13 protein-coding genes are annotated in these 16378 nt (G+C 66.1%); 7 read left to right on the forward strand and 6 right to left on the reverse strand.

The window, feature by feature from the left end:
* The first annotated feature begins 2 nt into the window (after positions 1 to 2).
* Entirely contained in the window at positions 3 to 1544 is a 1542-nt protein-coding gene (locus I6N89_RS02545) for an alanine/glycine:cation symporter family protein (protein WP_207016644.1), read from the forward strand.
* A gap of 100 nt (positions 1545 to 1644) precedes the next feature.
* On the opposite strand, the gene I6N89_RS02550 is transcribed toward I6N89_RS02545, so the two are convergent.
* From I6N89_RS02550 to ahcY, 3 genes are all read right to left on the reverse strand, one after another.
* On the reverse strand, positions 1645 to 2991 hold the full coding sequence (locus tag I6N89_RS02550; protein WP_207016645.1) for an esterase-like activity of phytase family protein: 1347 nt from the start codon (positions 2989 to 2991) through the stop codon (positions 1645 to 1647).
* Positions 2992 to 3176: 185 nt separating this feature from the next.
* Positions 3177 to 4145, reverse strand: coding sequence for a ketopantoate reductase family protein (locus I6N89_RS02555; RefSeq protein WP_207016646.1), 969 nt, complete (start codon positions 4143 to 4145; stop codon positions 3177 to 3179).
* A gap of 147 nt (positions 4146 to 4292) precedes the next feature.
* Positions 4293 to 5681, reverse strand: a complete 1389-nt coding sequence (ahcY, locus tag I6N89_RS02560) for an adenosylhomocysteinase (protein WP_207016647.1) — start codon at positions 5679 to 5681, stop codon at positions 4293 to 4295.
* 415 nt (positions 5682 to 6096) lie between these two features.
* Between ahcY and I6N89_RS02565 the strand changes: the two genes are divergently transcribed.
* The gene (locus I6N89_RS02565; RefSeq protein WP_207016648.1) at positions 6097 to 6693 is read left to right on the forward strand and encodes an HD domain-containing protein; all 597 of its coding nucleotides are present in this window, start codon (positions 6097 to 6099) and stop codon (positions 6691 to 6693) included.
* Positions 6690 to 7175, forward strand: a complete 486-nt coding sequence (locus tag I6N89_RS02570; protein ID WP_207016649.1) for a GNAT family N-acetyltransferase — start codon at positions 6690 to 6692, stop codon at positions 7173 to 7175. The genes I6N89_RS02565 and I6N89_RS02570 overlap by 4 nt, the downstream gene beginning before the upstream one ends.
* 28 nt (positions 7176 to 7203) lie before the next feature.
* On the opposite strand, the gene I6N89_RS02575 is transcribed toward I6N89_RS02570, so the two are convergent.
* Complete coding sequence (locus I6N89_RS02575) at positions 7204 to 7890, reverse strand: arylesterase (RefSeq protein WP_207016650.1); 687 nt, start codon at positions 7888 to 7890, stop codon at positions 7204 to 7206.
* An 18-nt stretch (positions 7891 to 7908) separates the two neighbouring features.
* Between I6N89_RS02575 and I6N89_RS02580 the strand changes: the two genes are divergently transcribed.
* The 3 genes from I6N89_RS02580 (at position 7909) to I6N89_RS02590 (ending at position 12126) form a co-directional block, all read left to right on the forward strand.
* Positions 7909 to 8604 (forward strand): ABC transporter ATP-binding protein, encoded by a 696-nt coding sequence (locus I6N89_RS02580; protein ID WP_207016651.1) that lies wholly within the window; start codon positions 7909 to 7911, stop codon positions 8602 to 8604.
* Entirely contained in the window at positions 8601 to 11126 is a 2526-nt protein-coding gene (locus I6N89_RS02585) for an ABC transporter permease (protein WP_207016652.1), read from the forward strand. The genes I6N89_RS02580 and I6N89_RS02585 overlap by 4 nt, the downstream gene beginning before the upstream one ends.
* Positions 11127 to 11196: 70 nt before the next feature.
* Positions 11197 to 12126 (forward strand): inositol monophosphatase family protein, encoded by a 930-nt coding sequence (locus tag I6N89_RS02590; RefSeq protein ID WP_207016653.1) that lies wholly within the window; start codon positions 11197 to 11199, stop codon positions 12124 to 12126.
* Between the two features lie 63 nt (positions 12127 to 12189).
* Here I6N89_RS02590 and I6N89_RS02595 read toward each other — a convergent pair whose 3' ends face one another.
* Positions 12190 to 13485 (reverse strand): glycosyltransferase family 4 protein, encoded by a 1296-nt coding sequence (locus I6N89_RS02595; RefSeq protein WP_207016654.1) that lies wholly within the window; start codon positions 13483 to 13485, stop codon positions 12190 to 12192.
* A gap of 9 nt (positions 13486 to 13494) precedes the next feature.
* Positions 13495 to 14895 (reverse strand): hypothetical protein, encoded by a 1401-nt coding sequence (locus I6N89_RS02600; protein WP_207016655.1) that lies wholly within the window; start codon positions 14893 to 14895, stop codon positions 13495 to 13497.
* Positions 14896 to 15135: 240 nt separating this feature from the next.
* On the opposite strand from I6N89_RS02600, the gene I6N89_RS02605 reads away from it, so the two are divergent.
* The gene (locus I6N89_RS02605) at positions 15136 to 16335 is read left to right on the forward strand and encodes a glycosyltransferase family 4 protein (RefSeq protein WP_328805831.1); all 1200 of its coding nucleotides are present in this window, start codon (positions 15136 to 15138) and stop codon (positions 16333 to 16335) included.
* The last annotated feature ends 43 nt before the right edge of the window (positions 16336 to 16378 follow it).

Genomic DNA, 16378 nt, shown 5'->3' on the forward strand with positions numbered 1-16378 from the left:
GAATGTTTGATCGAAAAACCCTGGCCCTGGCGTCCGGCTTTGCGCTTTCGGGCGCCGCCGCGCAGGCACAATCCATTGACGAAACCATCAACAATGTCGTCGGCGCCGTCACCGGCCCCTTCGTGAGCTTTATCTTCTCACCCTTTCCCGGCACCTCCTTTCCATGGATCGTGCTCTGGCTGGTGATCGCAGCGACAATCTTCACCCTCTATTTCGCCTTCGTGCAATTCCGCGCCTTCCCGCATTCCATCGCGCTGGTCTCGGGCAAATATTCCGACCCGGACGATGCCGGCGAGGTCAGCCATTTCCAGGCGCTTGCCACGGCGCTTTCGGGTACGGTGGGCCTCGGCAACATCGCGGGCGTCGCGGTGGCCGTTTCCATCGGCGGGCCGGGCGCGACCTTCTGGATGATCCTCGCAGGCCTGATGGGCATGGCATCGAAATTTACCGAATGCACGCTCGGCGTGAAATTCCGCAACGAATACGACGACGGCTCGGTCTCGGGCGGGCCGATGTATTACCTCAACAAGGGGATGGAGCAGCGCGGCTTTGCCGGGCTGGGCAAGGTGCTGGCGATCATCTTCTCGATCTTCTGCGTCTTTGGCGCGCTGGGTGGCGGCAATATGTTCCAGGCCAATCAGGCCCATGCGCAAATCACCAATATCGTCGGCGATTATCCCGGCTGGATCACCGGCGTGGTCTTTGCCGCCATCGTCTTCGCGGTGATCATCGGCGGTCTGAAGAGCATCGCGCAGGTGACGGAAAAGATCGTGCCCTTCATGGGTGTGCTTTATGTCGGCACGGCGCTGATCGTGATACTGATGAATGCCGACCAGATCGGCTGGGCCTTCGGTCAGATCTTCGACGGTGCCTTTACCGGCGCGGGCGTGGCCGGTGGTCTGGTTGGGGCGCTGATCCAGGGCTTCAAACGCGCGGCCTTCTCGAACGAGGCGGGCGTCGGGTCTGCGGCCATCGCGCACTCGGCGGTGAAGACCAAGGAGCCAATCACCGAGGGCTTCGTGTCGCTGCTGGAGCCCTTTATCGACACGGTGGTGATCTGCACCATGACCGCGCTGGTGATCATCATCACCGGGGTGATGCAGATCGACCCTGAGACCGGCAACTACATCTGGAACGCCGACCTGGGCCGGGTGGAAACCGTTGGCGACGTCTCGGGCGTGGCGCTGACCTCGGCGGCCTTCGGCTCGGCGATCTCGTGGTTCCCGTATATGCTGGCCATCGCCGTGATCCTCTTCGCCTTCTCGACGATGATCTCGTGGAGCTATTACGGGCTCAAGGCCTGGACCTACATGTTCGGCGAGGGCAAGGCGCAGGAGCTGAGCTTCAAGGTGCTGTTCTGCGTCTTCGTGATCATCGGGGCGGCAATGAATCTCGGGCCGGTGATCGACTTCTCGGATGCCTCGATCTTCGCCATGGCGCTGATCAATATCATCGGGCTCTACTTCCTGATGCCCATCGTGAAGGATGAGCTGACGAGCTACAGCTCGCGGCTGAAATCCGGCGAGATCAAGCGCTACGCCTGATGTGGCTATGAGCGAAGGTTGGGCAGATTGCCCACCCTACCGGGTTTGAACAGTGCTCTGGCGCAAAGTAGGGTGGGCAATCTGCCCACCCTTTTCGGTCTCATTCCGCAGCCAGCAGCTCCGGTACCGAGAGCAGGATGAACTCGTTATGTGCGGCCTTGCCGATCTCGCGCCCGCCTGAGAAGGGCAGGTTGTTGTCATTGGCGACCAGAATGTGAGTCTCGTCCACCCGCACCACATCCTCGATGGTGAAGAACGGGAAGGTGAACGGGCCCGCTTCCGGCGCCAGACCGGCGATGGCCTTGCCGTCCGGATCGGCGATGTCGAGCAGGTCGATATGACCGATGCGGCGCATATAACCGTCCGCATCCACATCCGAGGTATCCACCAGCACGATGTTTTTCACCAGCGCCGGGCGCGGATAGCAGGCGGAGGTGTCCGCGGTACCCTCGGCACAGGCCAGCGCCGCGTCGCCTTCGCCATTGTCGCGCTCGATCACCAGCGCGCGGGTCTCGTCGATGAAGTTGAAATCACCGATGGCGGTGGCGCCTTCGGCAAGCGCGAATTTCACACTCTCGCCGGTCCAGCCACCCGCTTTCGGATCGAACTGGATCACGCGCAGGAACGGTCCCTCGGTCTCGCCTCCGTCGAGCAGGATGGGCTTTTCCAGCATCGCCCAGAGCAGATCCGTGCCGGGTTGAAGCGCCATGCCCTCATAGCCGCCCGAGCGCTGCACCTGGAAATCGCTGCCGGCGCTGGCGGGCACATAGACGCTGTAGGTGTCCGGCCCGTGCAGCTCCTGCCCGTCGAGCATCGTGGCGTAGACCTCTTTCACGACCCCGTCGAGGCCGGCGCGGATGACGTAAGGGCCGAACTCGTCGCCGATGAAAACCTCACCGCCCAGCACCTGGATCGACTCGGTGTCGAAATCGGCGCCGGTCAGATAGCGGCTCTCGGTGCCTTCATAGGCGATGCGGAACGGCACCTTGCGATCCGGATCGCGCAGAAACACTGTCTCGCGACGCTCAACGGTGCCGGTCTCGAAATCCGGCGCCATGCGGTGGAAAAACAGCAGCGCATCGGGCGAGTTGCGCTTGTTGCCGAAGCCGTTGTCTGTGAGCGTGTACCAGCTGCCGTCCGCGGCAGGCGTCATGGCGAACCCCGACATGCCTTGCACGGGCTGGCCGATGAAGGGCAGCGCCAATCCGGTCTCGTGACCACCATAGCCCTTGCCCACATTGCCCATGACGCTCATCGGCACATCGTTGCGGGCGCCGCCGGTGAACTTGCCCGACACCCAGGCATCGCGCGGCGCATCGGCGGGCGGTTCGACCAGCGACAGCGCGGGCAGATAGGCGTGGCCGGCGAGCGTGGCGGGAAAGACCTCTTCGGCCAGGGCGGGCGCGGCGGCGCCGACCATGGCGAGAACACAGAGCGAAAGACGCATCGGATCATCCTTTTCCGTATGTGGGATGCGCCGCTGCTACCCCACACCGGTAACGGAGAGATGGCGCGCGCATGTCGTTCGCGTAAACCCTTCCCCTGCTTTCATCTTTCTAACAAATACTCCCGCCGGAGGCGCCCCGCCCGCGCAGCGGTAGGGTGGGCAATACTGCCCACCTTTGCCCGATTTCACACTGCCAGCGCCGCCTCGAGCTCCTTCGTGCTCATGCCGCCCGCGCCCTTGCCTTCGGCCACGAGCTCCGCCGCGAGCACCGCCATGCGGGCGTTGAGCGGCGCGGGCACGCCGTGCAGCCGGCCCAGCAGAGCGATCTCGCCATTGAGGTAGTCGGTCTCGACGCTGCCAGCGCCGCGCGCCAGGCTCTGCCGGGTCGAGCTGCCGGCACGCGCCGCGCCCTCCAGCGGCACCACCCGCATGAATTCGTTGCGCCGCGGATCGCCCATGCCGACATCGCGCCAGACGATCCCCGCCGCGCGCAGCACCGTCTCGGCCTCGGCGACCAGCCGCTTGGTAAACGGTGCCTGCTCGGCGCCCTGCGGTAGCAGCGCATCGACCGTATTGCCGAGATTCAGCAGCAGCTTGCCGTATTTGCTCTCCATCACCGCCTCGGAAGGGAAGCAGGCGATATTTGCGCGCTCCAGTGCCTCCTTCAGCGCAAGATCCGCTGCATCGGTGCCGCCCGGCACGCGGCCGGTCTCGAACATCCCGTAGCAGGGCGCACCATGGGTGATCACCTCGCCGGGCTCGATATAGGTGCCGGGCAGCATCACAGTCACGCCATGCACATTGGGGAAGTAGCGCAGTGCCACGCGCTCGTTCACCACGCCGTTCTGACAGCAGAACAGCGCCTGATCGCGCAGCCCCGCCGCGCGCAGCGCTTCGAGCGCGGCGACGCTGTCCTGCCCCTTGACGCAGAGCAGCACGATATCGTCGGGCCGGAAGTCGATTTCGGACGGGTGCGCCACACAGGGAAAGCTGGTCTCCTGGCGCCCGTTGACGCTGATGAGGGCAATGCCCTTGTCCCGGATCGCGTCGAGCATCCGCCCGCGTGCGATGCCCAGCACCTCCTGTCCCGACAGTGCCAGCGCCGCGCCGACGACGCCGCCAATGGCGCCAACCCCATGAATGATGATCCGCATCTCAGTCCCTCCGTTCGCGCGCATGCTGGGCCGCAGCAAACCCGGCTGCAAGGCGAAAGCGGCCCTTACGGATCGGCAAAACGCCCCGCGCGGGGCACGGGGCGTTTCGGAATGCCTGCCGGGTGGGCAATCCGCCCACCGCAGCGATCAATAGCGGTAATGCTCGGGCTTGAACGGGCCTTCCGGCGTGACACCGATATAGGCGGCCTGCTCGGGCGAAAGCTGCGTCAGCTTCACGCCGATACGGTCCAGATGCAGGCGCGCGACCTTTTCATCGAGATGCTTGGGCAGGATATAGACCTTGTTCTCGTAATTCTCGCCGTTCTTCCACAGCTCGATCTGCGCGAGCGTCTGGTTGGTGAACGACGCCGACATCACAAAGGACGGGTGGCCGGTGGCGTTGCCGAGATTCAGCAGGCGGCCTTCGGAGAGCAGGATCAGACGCGAGCCAGAGGGCATCTCGATCATGTCCACCTGGTCCTTGATATTGGTCCATTTGTGGTTCTTCAGTGCCGCGACCTGAATTTCGTTGTCGAAATGGCCGATATTGCCGACGATGGCCATGTCCTTCATCTCGCGCATATGCTCGATGCGGATCACGTCCTTGTTGCCGGTGGTGGTGATGAAGATGTCGGCGCTGGCGACCACGTCTTCCAGACGCACCACCTCGAACCCGTCCATGGCCGCCTGAAGCGCGCAGATCGGGTCGGCCTCGGTCACCTTGACGCGGGCGCCGGCGCCCGCGAGCGACGCAGCCGAGCCCTTGCCCACATCGCCATAGCCGCAGACCACGGCAACCTTGCCCGCCATCATCACGTCGGTGGCGCGGCGGATGCCGTCGACCAGCGATTCCTTGCAGCCGTATTTATTGTCGAATTTCGACTTGGTGACGGAGTCGTTCACATTGATCGCCGGGAAGGGCAGCTGGCCGCTCTTGTGCAGATCGTAAAGACGATGCACGCCGGTGGTGGTTTCCTCGGAGACGCCCTTGATCTGGTCGCGCACCTTGGTGAACCAGCCGGGGCTTGCCTCCATCCGCTTCTTGATCTGCGCCTTGATGACCTCTTCTTCCTCGGATTGCGGCACCGGGATGATGTCTTCGCCGGCCTCGGCGCGGGCACCGAGCAAAACATAGAGCGTCGCGTCGCCGCCATCGTCGAGGATCATGTTGGGCCCGTCTTCGAACTGGAAGGACTTATCGAGATAATCCCAGTGCTCCTCAAGGCTCTGCCCCTTGACCGCAAAGACCGGGGTGCCGCCCGCCGCGATGGCCGCCGCCGCGTGGTCCTGGGTGGAGAAGATATTGCACGACGCCCAGCGCACATCGGCGCCCAGCGCCACCAGCGTCTCGATCAGGCAGGCGGTCTGGATCGTCATGTGGAGCGAGCCGACGATGCGCGCACCTTTCAGCGGCTGGTCCTTTCCGAACTCGGCGCGGCAGGCCATCAGGCCCGGCATCTCGGTTTCGGCGATATCCAGCTCTTTGCGGCCGAACTCGGCCAGCGCGATGTCTTTGACAATATAGTCCTGTGCCATGTGCGGCGCTCCGTTCTTCCTATTTTTGGGTTGGCTTCGGGGTAGCATCCCTTCATTTGGCAAGCAACGTGGATCAAAATATTGAGCAAATAGAACGCTAATTCCGGGGCCGAGCGGTGAATAATGCGGATCTGGCGGGCCGGGAAAACGCCTGTTGCCAACAGGATTTGCCGGTGGACTGCCTGGTTGTCTCGCAATCGCGACCGGTCTGTGGCGTATCGTCGCCCAGAGGCCGGGCGCCCCGCCGATCGCGATGCGTGCCCTTCGGCCCGAATCCGTACGGCAGGCGATGCCGCGGCGCACAGGGGAGCCCGGATCGGCCATAAGAAGCCTGCCAGGCGCTTGCCTCGCCCCGCGATCAGGGCGTAATCCGTCAGGAAACACACCGAACGTTCACCCTGACCAAGGACCACGCATGCCCCGCCAACCCCGCGCCTGGCAACGGATGCTCTCGGGCCGCCGGCTCGACCTACTCGACCCGACCCCGGTGGATATCGAGATCGAGGACATTGCCCACGGGCTCGCCTTTGTCGCCCGCTGGAACGGTCAGACCGAGGGCGATTTTCCTTATTCCGTGGCTGAGCATTCGCTGCTGGTCGAGGCGCTGTTCTCGCGGCTCTGCCCCTCCGCGACACCGGCGGACCAGCTTACCGCGCTGCTGCACGATGCGCCCGAATATGTGATCGGCGACATGATCTCGCCGGTGAAGGCGGCAGTGGGCCCCAGCTATGGCGAGCTCGACAAGCGGCTCTCGGCGGCGATCCATATCCGCTTCGGCCTGCCCGCCCTGACGCCCGCGCGGCTGAAGAAACAGATCAAGAAGGCCGATCTGGTCTCGGCCTGGATGGAGGCCACGCAGATCGCCGGTTTCACCGAGGCGGAGGCCAGCAAGTTCTTTGGCCGGCCCGCGCCCGAGGTGATCAAGGGGCTCGACATCCACCTGCGCCCGCCGGTCGACGTGCGCCGCGATTTCACCGCCCGCCATGCCGCCCTGCTGGAGTGCCTGCCATGACGATCACAACCCGCCGCGCCGGCCCGCTCGACGCCCGCCCGATGGCCGAGCTGCTCAACGAGATCATCGAGATCGGCGGCACCACAGCGATCACCTATCCGGTCAGCCGCGAGGATCTGCTAAGCCGGATGGAGGCCGATCCGCGCTCTATCTGGCATGTGGCCGAGGATGCGGGCGGCCAGCTTATGGGGTTCCAGTGGATCGAACCGCATCGCGATCACGGCGCGACGGTGGGGCAGATCGCGACCTTTGCGCGGGCCGGCAAGACCGGGCTCGGCATCGGCTCGAAGCTCTTCGAGGCCACAAAGGCGGCGGCGCGCGTGGCGGGCTATGCCTGGATCAATGCCGAGATCCGCGCCGATAACAAGGGCGGGCTGATTTATTACCAGTCACGCGGTTTCGAGGATTACGGCGTCATCAGAGGCTATGTGATGGGCAACGGGCAGGTCGTGGACAAGATGCTGAAGCGCTACGATCTCTGAGGCGTGCCGGTTCGGGCCGGCGCAGAGCCTAATCGTTTTCGGAAATCCGTGCGATCAGCGCCTCGACCGAGGGGCCGATTGCCTCGACGATCCGCGCCACGCCCTCGGCATTGGGGTGGATGCCGTCAGGCTGCATCAGGTCGCGCGTCTCCGCCGTCATCGCGCCATCCGGCGTGATCCCCTCGAAAAAGCTCGGAAAGAAAAGCGTGTCATAGGCCTCGGCCAGTTCCGGATAGAGCGCATCGAACGCCGCCTTGTAATCGGGTCCGTAATTGCCCGGCGCCTGCATGCCCACCAGCAGCACCTCGACATCCTTTTCCGCCGCGATCTTGAGAATGCCCTCGATATTGGTCCGCGCCACCTCGGGCGGCAGCCCGCGCAGCAGGTCGTTGCCACCCAGCGTGACGATCATGCCCTCGATCTCCGGCGTCAGCGACCACTCGGCCCGCGACAGCCCGCCCGCCGTGGTGTCGCCCGACACGCCGCCATTGACCAGCCGCACATCGTGGCCGCGCTCGGCCAGCCAGGCGCGCAGCTGCGGCACAAAGCCGTCCTGCTCGATGAGCCCATAGCCCTGCGTCAGGCTGTCGCCCAGCGCCAAGAGATGCACCGTGTCCGCCCGGGCCGGCGCCGCCATCACGCTGCACAGCAGCAAGAGCGCCGCCAGCGCCTTGTTGAGCCGGGCCGCGGCCCCATATCTAAGCGAACTCATCATTGTTCCGGACGCTCCTTCATGCCCGATGCCGTTATTGCTCTCAAAGATGTCACGCTCAGCCTGCGCGGCAATGCCGGAATGGTGGAAATCCTGCACGGGATCTCGCTGAGCGTCGGCAAGGGCGAAACGCTGGGGCTGATCGGGCCGTCCGGCAGCGGCAAATCCTCTCTGCTCATGGTCATGGGCGGGCTGGAAAACGCCACCACCGGCAGCGTCGACGTGCTGGGCCAGGATCTGACCGCGATGAACGAGGACCGGCTGGCACGCTTCCGCCGGGATCACATGGGGGTGGTGTTCCAGAGCTTCAACCTCATCCCCACCATGACGGCGCTGGAAAATGTCGCCACGCCGCTGGAGCTGGCAGGCCACAAGGATGCCTTTGACCGCGCCGCCGCCGAGCTGGAGACCGTGGGGCTGGCGCAGCGCGCCGATCACTATCCGGCGCAGATGTCGGGCGGCGAACAGCAGCGTGTGGCGCTGGCCCGCGCCTCGGCGCCGCGCCCGGATATTCTGCTGGCCGATGAACCGACGGGCAATCTCGATGGCGCCAACGGCACGGCGATCATGGATCTGCTCTTTGGGCTGCGCGACCGGCATGGCGCGACGCTGGTGCTGGTCACCCATTCCAACACGCTGGCGCAGCGCTGCGACCGGGTGGTCCGGCTGACCGATGGGCGCGTGGACGAGGCAGCGCGGGCGAGGGCCGCCGAATGAGCCTGCGCATCGCTGCCCGCTTTGCCCGCCGCGAGCTGCGCGGAGGGCTGCGTGGCTTTCGTATCTTTCTGGCCTGCCTCGCGCTGGGCGTCGCGGCGATTGCCGGGGTCGGCTCGGTGCGCTCGGCCATTCAGGCGGGGCTGGCCGATCAGGGCGCGATCCTGCTGGGCGGCGATGCGCAGGCGAAATTCACCTATCGTTTTGCCGATGACGAAGAACGCGCCTGGCTGGAGAGCATCTCGACCGCCGTGTCCGAGGTCACCGATTTCCGCTCCATGGCGGTGGTCGACGGCGCGGACGGGCCCGAACGCGGGCTGACGCAGGTGAAATCGGTCGACGATGCCTATCCGCTGCTGGGGCAGATGCAGCTCGACCCGCCGATGCCACTGGCGCAGGCGCTGGACGGGGCGGAGCATCCCGGCGCGGTGATGGCGCCGGTTCTTGCCGACCGGCTGGGGCTCTCCCCCGGCGACACGTTCCGGCTGGGCACGCAGCCCTTCACCCTCAGCGCGGTGATCGTGACCGAGCCCGACGATGCCGGCGACGGGTTCGGCCTCGGGCCGCGCACGCTGATGCGCACCGCCGATCTGGAGGGTTCGGGCCTGCTCGCACCCGGTTCGCTGTTTGAAACCGAATACCGGCTGCTGGTGCCCGAGGGCAGCGATATGGACGCGCTCAAGGCCCAGGCCGAGACGCAGTTCGAGGGCACCGGCGTGCGCTGGCGCGACGCCCGCAACGGCGCGCCGGGCATTGCGCGCTTTGTCGACCGGCTGGGCGGGTTTCTGGTACTCGTGGGGCTTTCGGGGCTGGCGGTGGGCGGCATCGGCGTCTCGGCGGCGGTGCGGGCCTATCTGGCGCGCAAGACCTCGGTCATTGCGACACTGCGCACGCTGGGTGCCAGCCGCCGGGTGATCTTTCTCACGTATTTCATTCAAATCGGCGCGCTGAGCCTTGTCGGCATCGCACTGGGGCTGATCCTCGGCGCCGCGATCCCGGTGCTGTTTTCACCGATCATCGCCGCCTCGCTGCCGATCCCGGTGATCTTTACCCTCTACCCCGAGCCGCTGGCCGAGGCCGCCATCTATGGCGTGCTGACGGCGCTGCTCTTCACCCTCTGGCCGCTGGCCCGTACCGAGGAGGTGCGCGCCGCCGCCCTCTTCCGCGACGCGCTGGACAGCGCACGCGCCCTGCCGGCGGCGCGCTATGTCATCGCCACGCTGTTGCTGCTGGCGCTGCTTGTGGCGGTGGCCGCGCTGTTCTCCGGCGATCCGCGCATCACGCTGTGGACGGCGGGCGGCATCCTCTGCGCGCTGGTCATTCTGGCCGTTGCCGCCACCGGCATCCGCGCGCTGGCAAGGCGTGCCACCCCCGCCGCCAGAGGCCGCCCGGTCTGGCGCTGGGCGCTGGGGGCGATTGGCGGGCCGCGCGAAACTGCCGCGTCGGTGGTGCTGTCGCTGGGGCTGGGCCTCTCGGTGCTCGCCGCCATCGGCCAGATCGACGGCAATCTGCGCGCCTCGATCAGCCGCGATCTGCCCGAGGTGGCGCCGTCTTATTTCTTTGTCGATATCCAGCCCGACCAGATCGACGGCTATCTTGCCCGGCTGGAAGACGACCCCGCCGTCAGCCGCGTCGATACCGCGCCGATGCTGCGCGGCGTGATCACGCAGATCAACGGACGGAACGCGCAGGAGGTGGCGGGCGATCACTGGGTGGTGCGCGGCGACCGGGGCATCACCTATGCGGCAGAGCCCGACAGCCGCACCATCGTCACTGAGGGCGAATGGTGGCCCGAGGATTACGACGGCCCGCCGCAGATCAGCTTTGCCCGCGAGGAGGCCGAGGAGATCGGCCTCAAGCTTGGCGACGAGATCACGTTCAACGTGCTGGGCCGCGACATCACCGCGACGATCACCAGCTTTCGCGACGTGGATTTCTCCACCGCCGGGATCGGCTTTGTCATGACGCTGAACCCCGCCGCGCTGCAAGGCGCGCCGCATACCTTCATCTCTACCGTCTACGCCGAACCGGAAGCCGAGGCGCAGATCCTGCGCGATCTGGCCGGGGCCTATCCCAATATCACCGCCATCCGGGTGCGCGACGCCATCGACCGGGTGAGCGTGCTGCTCGAAGGCATCGCGGGCGCCATCCGCTGGGGGGCTGCGGCGACGCTGCTCACCGGATTTCTGGTGCTGATCGGCGCGGCGGCGGCGGGCGAGGGCGCACGCACCTATGAGGCGGCGGTGCTGAAGACCCTGGGCGCCAGCCGTGCCCGCATCCTGCAAAGCTTTGCCCTGCGCTCGGCACTGCTGGGCGCAGCCGCCGGGGTGGTGGCACTGGGCGCGGGAATCCTCGGTGGCTGGGCGGTCAGCACCTTCCTGATGGAGACGGAATTCGGCGTCATCTGGTCCTCGGCACTCGGGATCATCGCGGGCGGCGTGCTGGCGACGCTTCTCGCGGGGCTCGGCTTTGCCCGGCGCCCGCTGTCGGCGCGGCCCGCGCGGGTGCTGCGGGCGCGCGAATAGCCGCCTTGAATACCGGCGCCGTGGCTGGCACTTCATAGATAACCCCTGGCTGCCACGGACCCTCCGACCGATGACCGATTCCCTGCCCATGCCGATCTCGACGCTGACCAAGGCGCAGCGCACCTCCATCATGAACCTGGTGCGCCGTGCCGCGCGCACCGAGATCATGCCGCGCTTTCGCAGTCTCGACGCCGCCGACATCTCGCAAAAGACCAGCCGTCAGGATCTGGTGACCGAGGCCGACCGCGCCGCCGAGGCGATGATCGCGCGCGGGCTGGTGGGCCTTTTCCCCAACGCGCTGATCGTGGGCGAGGAGAATGTCGCGGAAAACCCCGAAGTGGTCGACAAGATCGCAGAGGCCGAGCTTGCCTTTACCATCGACCCGGTAGACGGCACCTGGAACTATGCGCACGGGCTCGCCACCTTCGGCGTGATCCTCTCGGCGCTGCGCTTCGGCGTGCCGGTTTTCGGGCTGCTCTACGATCCGGTGATGGACGATTTCATCCTGGGCGAGACCGGCGGCCCGGCAGAAATGACGGTGCCCAAGCGCCGGATCGTGCGGCCGCTCTCGGTGTCGCAGGGCGGCCCGGTCGAAGAACTTCAGGGCTATCTGCCGCTCTACATGCTGCCCGAGGACAAGCAGGCGCCTATGGCGCAGCTGATGACCCGGTTCGAGCGCGCCCTGTCGCTGCGCTGCTCGGCGCATGAATTCCGGATGCTGGCGCAGGGCCATGTGGATTTCGTGTTGTCCGCACGGCTGACCCCCTGGGATCATGCCGCCGGCGCGCTGCTCTGCCAATGCGCGGGCGGGCATGTGGCGATGCTGGACGGGTCGGATTACAATGCCGCCAAGCGCGAGGGCTATCTGCTCTGTGCTTCCGACGCCGCCACCTGGGGCCGCATCCGCGATGCGATGAGCTTCCTGCTCGATGCCCCCGAGGCAGCAGAGCCCGAGACCGAGGCAGCTGAGACGGGCGCGGGCGACAAGACCGGGGCTTGACCCGACACCCGTGCCGGATCTGTGTGGCATGGGCGGTTGAGCGGGTTCGGGATCTGACAGCTCTCAGAAAAATGACGGGCTCGGAGCGGGACGCCCGGCAAGCAGCCAGTCATAGACCTGCGCCACCTGCTCTGCCTTGCGCGCCCAGGTGAAGTGGCTTTCGATCCGCGCCCGCGCGGCCTCTGCCATGGCGGGCAGGCTCGATGGGTCCGCCGCGAGCGCCTCGAGCGCCTTGGCAAAACCGTGTACGATCTCGTCGCGGGTGCCGCAGCGCACCTTGAGCCCGGTCCCTGGCACCACCAGTTCGCCCGGTCCCGCATAATCGACGATCAGCGGCACCACACCCAACGCCATCGCCTCCAGCACCACACCGCCACCGAATTCGCGGATCGAGGGGAAGGAGAGCAGGTGGCAGGCCGCCATGATGTCCTGCACCTCGCGATGCTCTTTCCAGCCGTGGAAGGTGACGGCCTTCGCAGCCCCCAGCGTGTCGGCCTGCGCCACCAGATCCGCCATCATCGGCCCGTCGCCGATCATGTCGAGCGTCATGCGCCCGTCGCGCAGCAGCGGGGCGGCGGCCTCCAGCAGCATGTCCGGCCCCTTGTAGGGCACCAGCCGGCCCACGAAGCAGGCGCGCAGCACGCCCGGCTCCGGGGCGGCGACGCGGTTGAACCGCGCCGGGTCGATGCCGTTTTCCGGCAGATAGATGGTCTTGTCACGATGTCGCGCGGGGATCTCGCTCTCGGTGTGGCGCGAGCCCACGAGGATTGCCGAGGCCTGTGCCAGCGTCGCGCCGCGCCCGGGCATCAGCTTATATACAGAGCGCAGATAGCTCAGCCATTCCTTCTCGCGCCGCCGCTCGGCGTCAAAGCCCTTGGGCCAGGGCACGCCGCCGTTCAGCGGCCCCAGAACGAAGGGCACACCGGCCCCGGCGCACTGCCCGGCCAGCGAGGAGGAGATCGTCGGCGACAGCGGCGTGATGCGGTGGACGACATCCCAGTCGCCGCCACGGATCCCGTCGCCGAAGCGCTGCCAGACCAGCCGCTCGAAATGCGGATAGCTCAGCGCGTTGATCGCCTGCACCATGGTCCAGCCCTTGCCCTCGCCCATGCGCAGCTTTTCGGCGAGCTTCCACATCGGGCGGGCATAGGTCTCGGAATCGATGGCGGTGAAATCGGCGCCCTCGGCGAGCCCGGCGCGCAGAAACGCCTCGCGGTTGCGGATCTGGGTGACGATATGCACATCCGCCACCTCGCGCAGGGCGCTCGCCAGCGACCAGCCGACCAGCGGCACGCTCACCCATTCGGGATTGGCCGCCTCGGCGATGGCCAGGACGCGGGGCCGTTTCAACTCACACATGTCCCGCCTTCACATAATGGATTGCCATTTCAACGCGCGCCCGTCTGCCGGGCCCCGTTTCAGCCGCGCGGCCTTCAGCGCCTCGGCATAGCCGGTCAGCGCGCCCGCCAGCAGCCAGGTGAGCGGGGTCAGCGTGGCGTTGGGCAGCATGTCGAACACATTGATCGCCAGCATCAGCGACAACGGCCCGATAAAGGGCGATATGGCCTCGCGCCCCGCCAGGACGGATTCGCGCCAGAGCAGCACAAGCGGCAGCACCAGCAAGCCGAATTCGGCGAGGAAGCCAACCCAGCCATAGATCCCGATGACGATGATCCAGCGCCCGTCGGTCACTGTCTCGATCTCGCCGGTGACCGGGTTGAGGATATGGTTCCGACCCCAGCTGCCCCAGCCGAAGACCGGCTTTTCATAGGCACGTTCGAGCAGGATGTTCTCGTTGGTAAAGCGGAAATCCAGTGAATTGGCGCGTTCCGGATCGATGCTGGCGATCTCGTTCAGCAGGCGTTCCTCCGGCACCAGATGCGCGCCTTTCATGATCGGGTAGCCGATGGCCAGAATGCCGATCAGGATCGCCACCTTGATCTGCATGAGCCTGGTCAGGAACAGGATTGAGGGGATCAGCACCATACCGAGGATCAGCGATCCCAGCGATTTCGCGATCACCAGGATGAGCAGCAGATAGACGGCCGCGGCCAGCACCTTGATATTGTGCATCCGCTCGTCCTGCCGCCAGAGCGCAAAGGCACCGGCGGCGGCGGTCATGATAAAGAACGCGACCCAGAGCCCATGATAGAGGAACACCACCGGGCGGTAACCGCCGGCGCGGATCGACTGGCCGAAAAGGTGCTGGTAATAGCCGTAGATCCAGTTGTTGAGCTGTGGCGAGAGGCGGATCTCGATCAGCATGAGCAGCGAATAGACCAGCCCGCCGACCATCAGGGCGAGCAGAAAATAGCGCTGCGCCCCGCCGCTGACGAGATACTGGCGCGCCAGCAGGAAAGGCAGGATCAGCAGGAATTGCTGCACCATCAGCGCCAGCGCGTCCTTGACGGTGAGCCCGGGCAGTCCGATGCGGCCGTAGAAGACCGGCTCGGTGTTATTCACAGCCGTCATCATCGGCGACAGAATGAAGGTCAGCAGAAGCAGCTTGCCCACCAGCGACTGCGGCAGGATCGAGCCCTGCGGCCCGTATTTCCAGATGCAGAAGGCAAAGGCCGTGAGCGCCGGGATATTGTGCTTCATCAGCGGCGGCATCAGCGGCAGGTCGAAGGCGGCGGGCGGCTCCGGCAGGAAGAGATAGCCCACCATCAGCGACAGGATCAGCGCCCGCTCGACCGGAAGACGGCGGAACAGGGCGATGGTCACCAGCGGCCAGATGGCCAGCATGAAATAGGCGAGAGGGTTGGGCATACTCGTCTTCGAAGCTTCACTCGCGGCGCTCCGCAGGCCCCCCACGCGCCCCGGATCTCAGACGCGACCATAGCAGGCGGGGGGCCTTTTGTCGCGCGTGCGATGCGGAAACCCGGCGGGGCTGGCAGATATGGCACAATTGAGGGGATTGACGGTATACGCCCCTTCAGGGTCACGATGTCGCCCCATTGCCTTGTCAGGCACTGGCGCGGAACTGAAAGCATTTACAGGGTGTGCGAGGTGACAGAGCCCCGGCTGAACATCGCCTATTTGTGCGACTTTTCTCCGCTCGACCGAAACATGTATTCGGGCGGAAACGCACGCATCTATGAGGCATTGCGCAAACATGCGGGAGAGGTGACGATCCTGTCGAACGGCTGGGGGCTGGCAGAGCCGGTGCGCCAGGCGATCCGCCACACCCCCGAGGCGGCGGCGCTGCGCCTGCGCTGGCGCGCACATCTGGCGCTGGCACCCGTGGTCGCGCGGACGGTGCGCGCCGAGCTGCTGCGCGGAGAATACGACGTGCTCTTCTGCGCCTACTCCTTTCACTCCATGTGCCATATCGTGCCGCCCTATCCGATGGTCACCGCCTTCACCTCGGATGCCACCCAGACGATCTATCGCAATTCCGAAATCGGTCAGGCGCACCCATCGAAATTTCCCGGAGGCCGGCTCTTCGACGACCGAGTCGAGCGCTGCGAGGGTCAGGTGTTCCGCCGTGCCGACCTGTTGTTCTGGCCGTCGCGCTGGCTGAAGGAGGCGGCTGACGACCGCTACGGTCTCGATCCGTCGAACTCGCTGCTGGTGCCCTGGGGCGCGGGGATCGCGCCGCCGCCGCCGCCCGAGCCCACGCCGATCGGGCGCGACCGTCCGGTCGAGCTGTTGCTTGTCGGGCGCGACTGGTTCGCCAAGGGTGGCCCAATCGCCTTCGACACCATGCAAGCGTTGCGCGCGCGCGGCATCGACGCGCGGCTGACGGTGATCGGCTGCGTCCCGCCGGAGGTCCACTGTAACGATTTCGTCACCGTGCATCCGCAGCTCGACAAATCGGTGCCGGAGGAGGCCGCGATCTTTGCCCGCGCCTTTGCCGAGGCGCATTTTCTCGTGCAGCCCTCCTATGAGAGCTATGGCTTTGCCTTTTGCGAGGCCTCGGCACACGGGCTGCCGGCGCTTTGCCTCGCGGTCGGCGGCGTGCCGGTGCGCGATGGGGTGAACGGCCATGCACTGCCGCAGGGCAGCGTGCCGGAGGATTTCGCCGGCCTGATCGAAACCTACCTCGACACGCCGGATGCCTATGCCTCGCTGTCGCGCTCGGCCCGGCGCGAATACGAGGAGTACCTGAACTGGGATGCCTGGGGCCGGACTGTGGCCAGGCATCTGCGCGCGCGGGTGGCAGCGCTGGGCTCTGCCTCCGTCTCGCGCGCCAGGGCTGCCGGCTGAGGCAGCACAGGGTCCGGCTCCGGCGCGGGGCGTTGCCGGCGTG

The sequence above is a fragment of the Salipiger abyssi genome (assembly GCF_017311415.1).
In the GTDB taxonomy this organism is placed as follows: domain Bacteria; phylum Pseudomonadota; class Alphaproteobacteria; order Rhodobacterales; family Rhodobacteraceae; genus Salipiger; species Salipiger abyssi_A.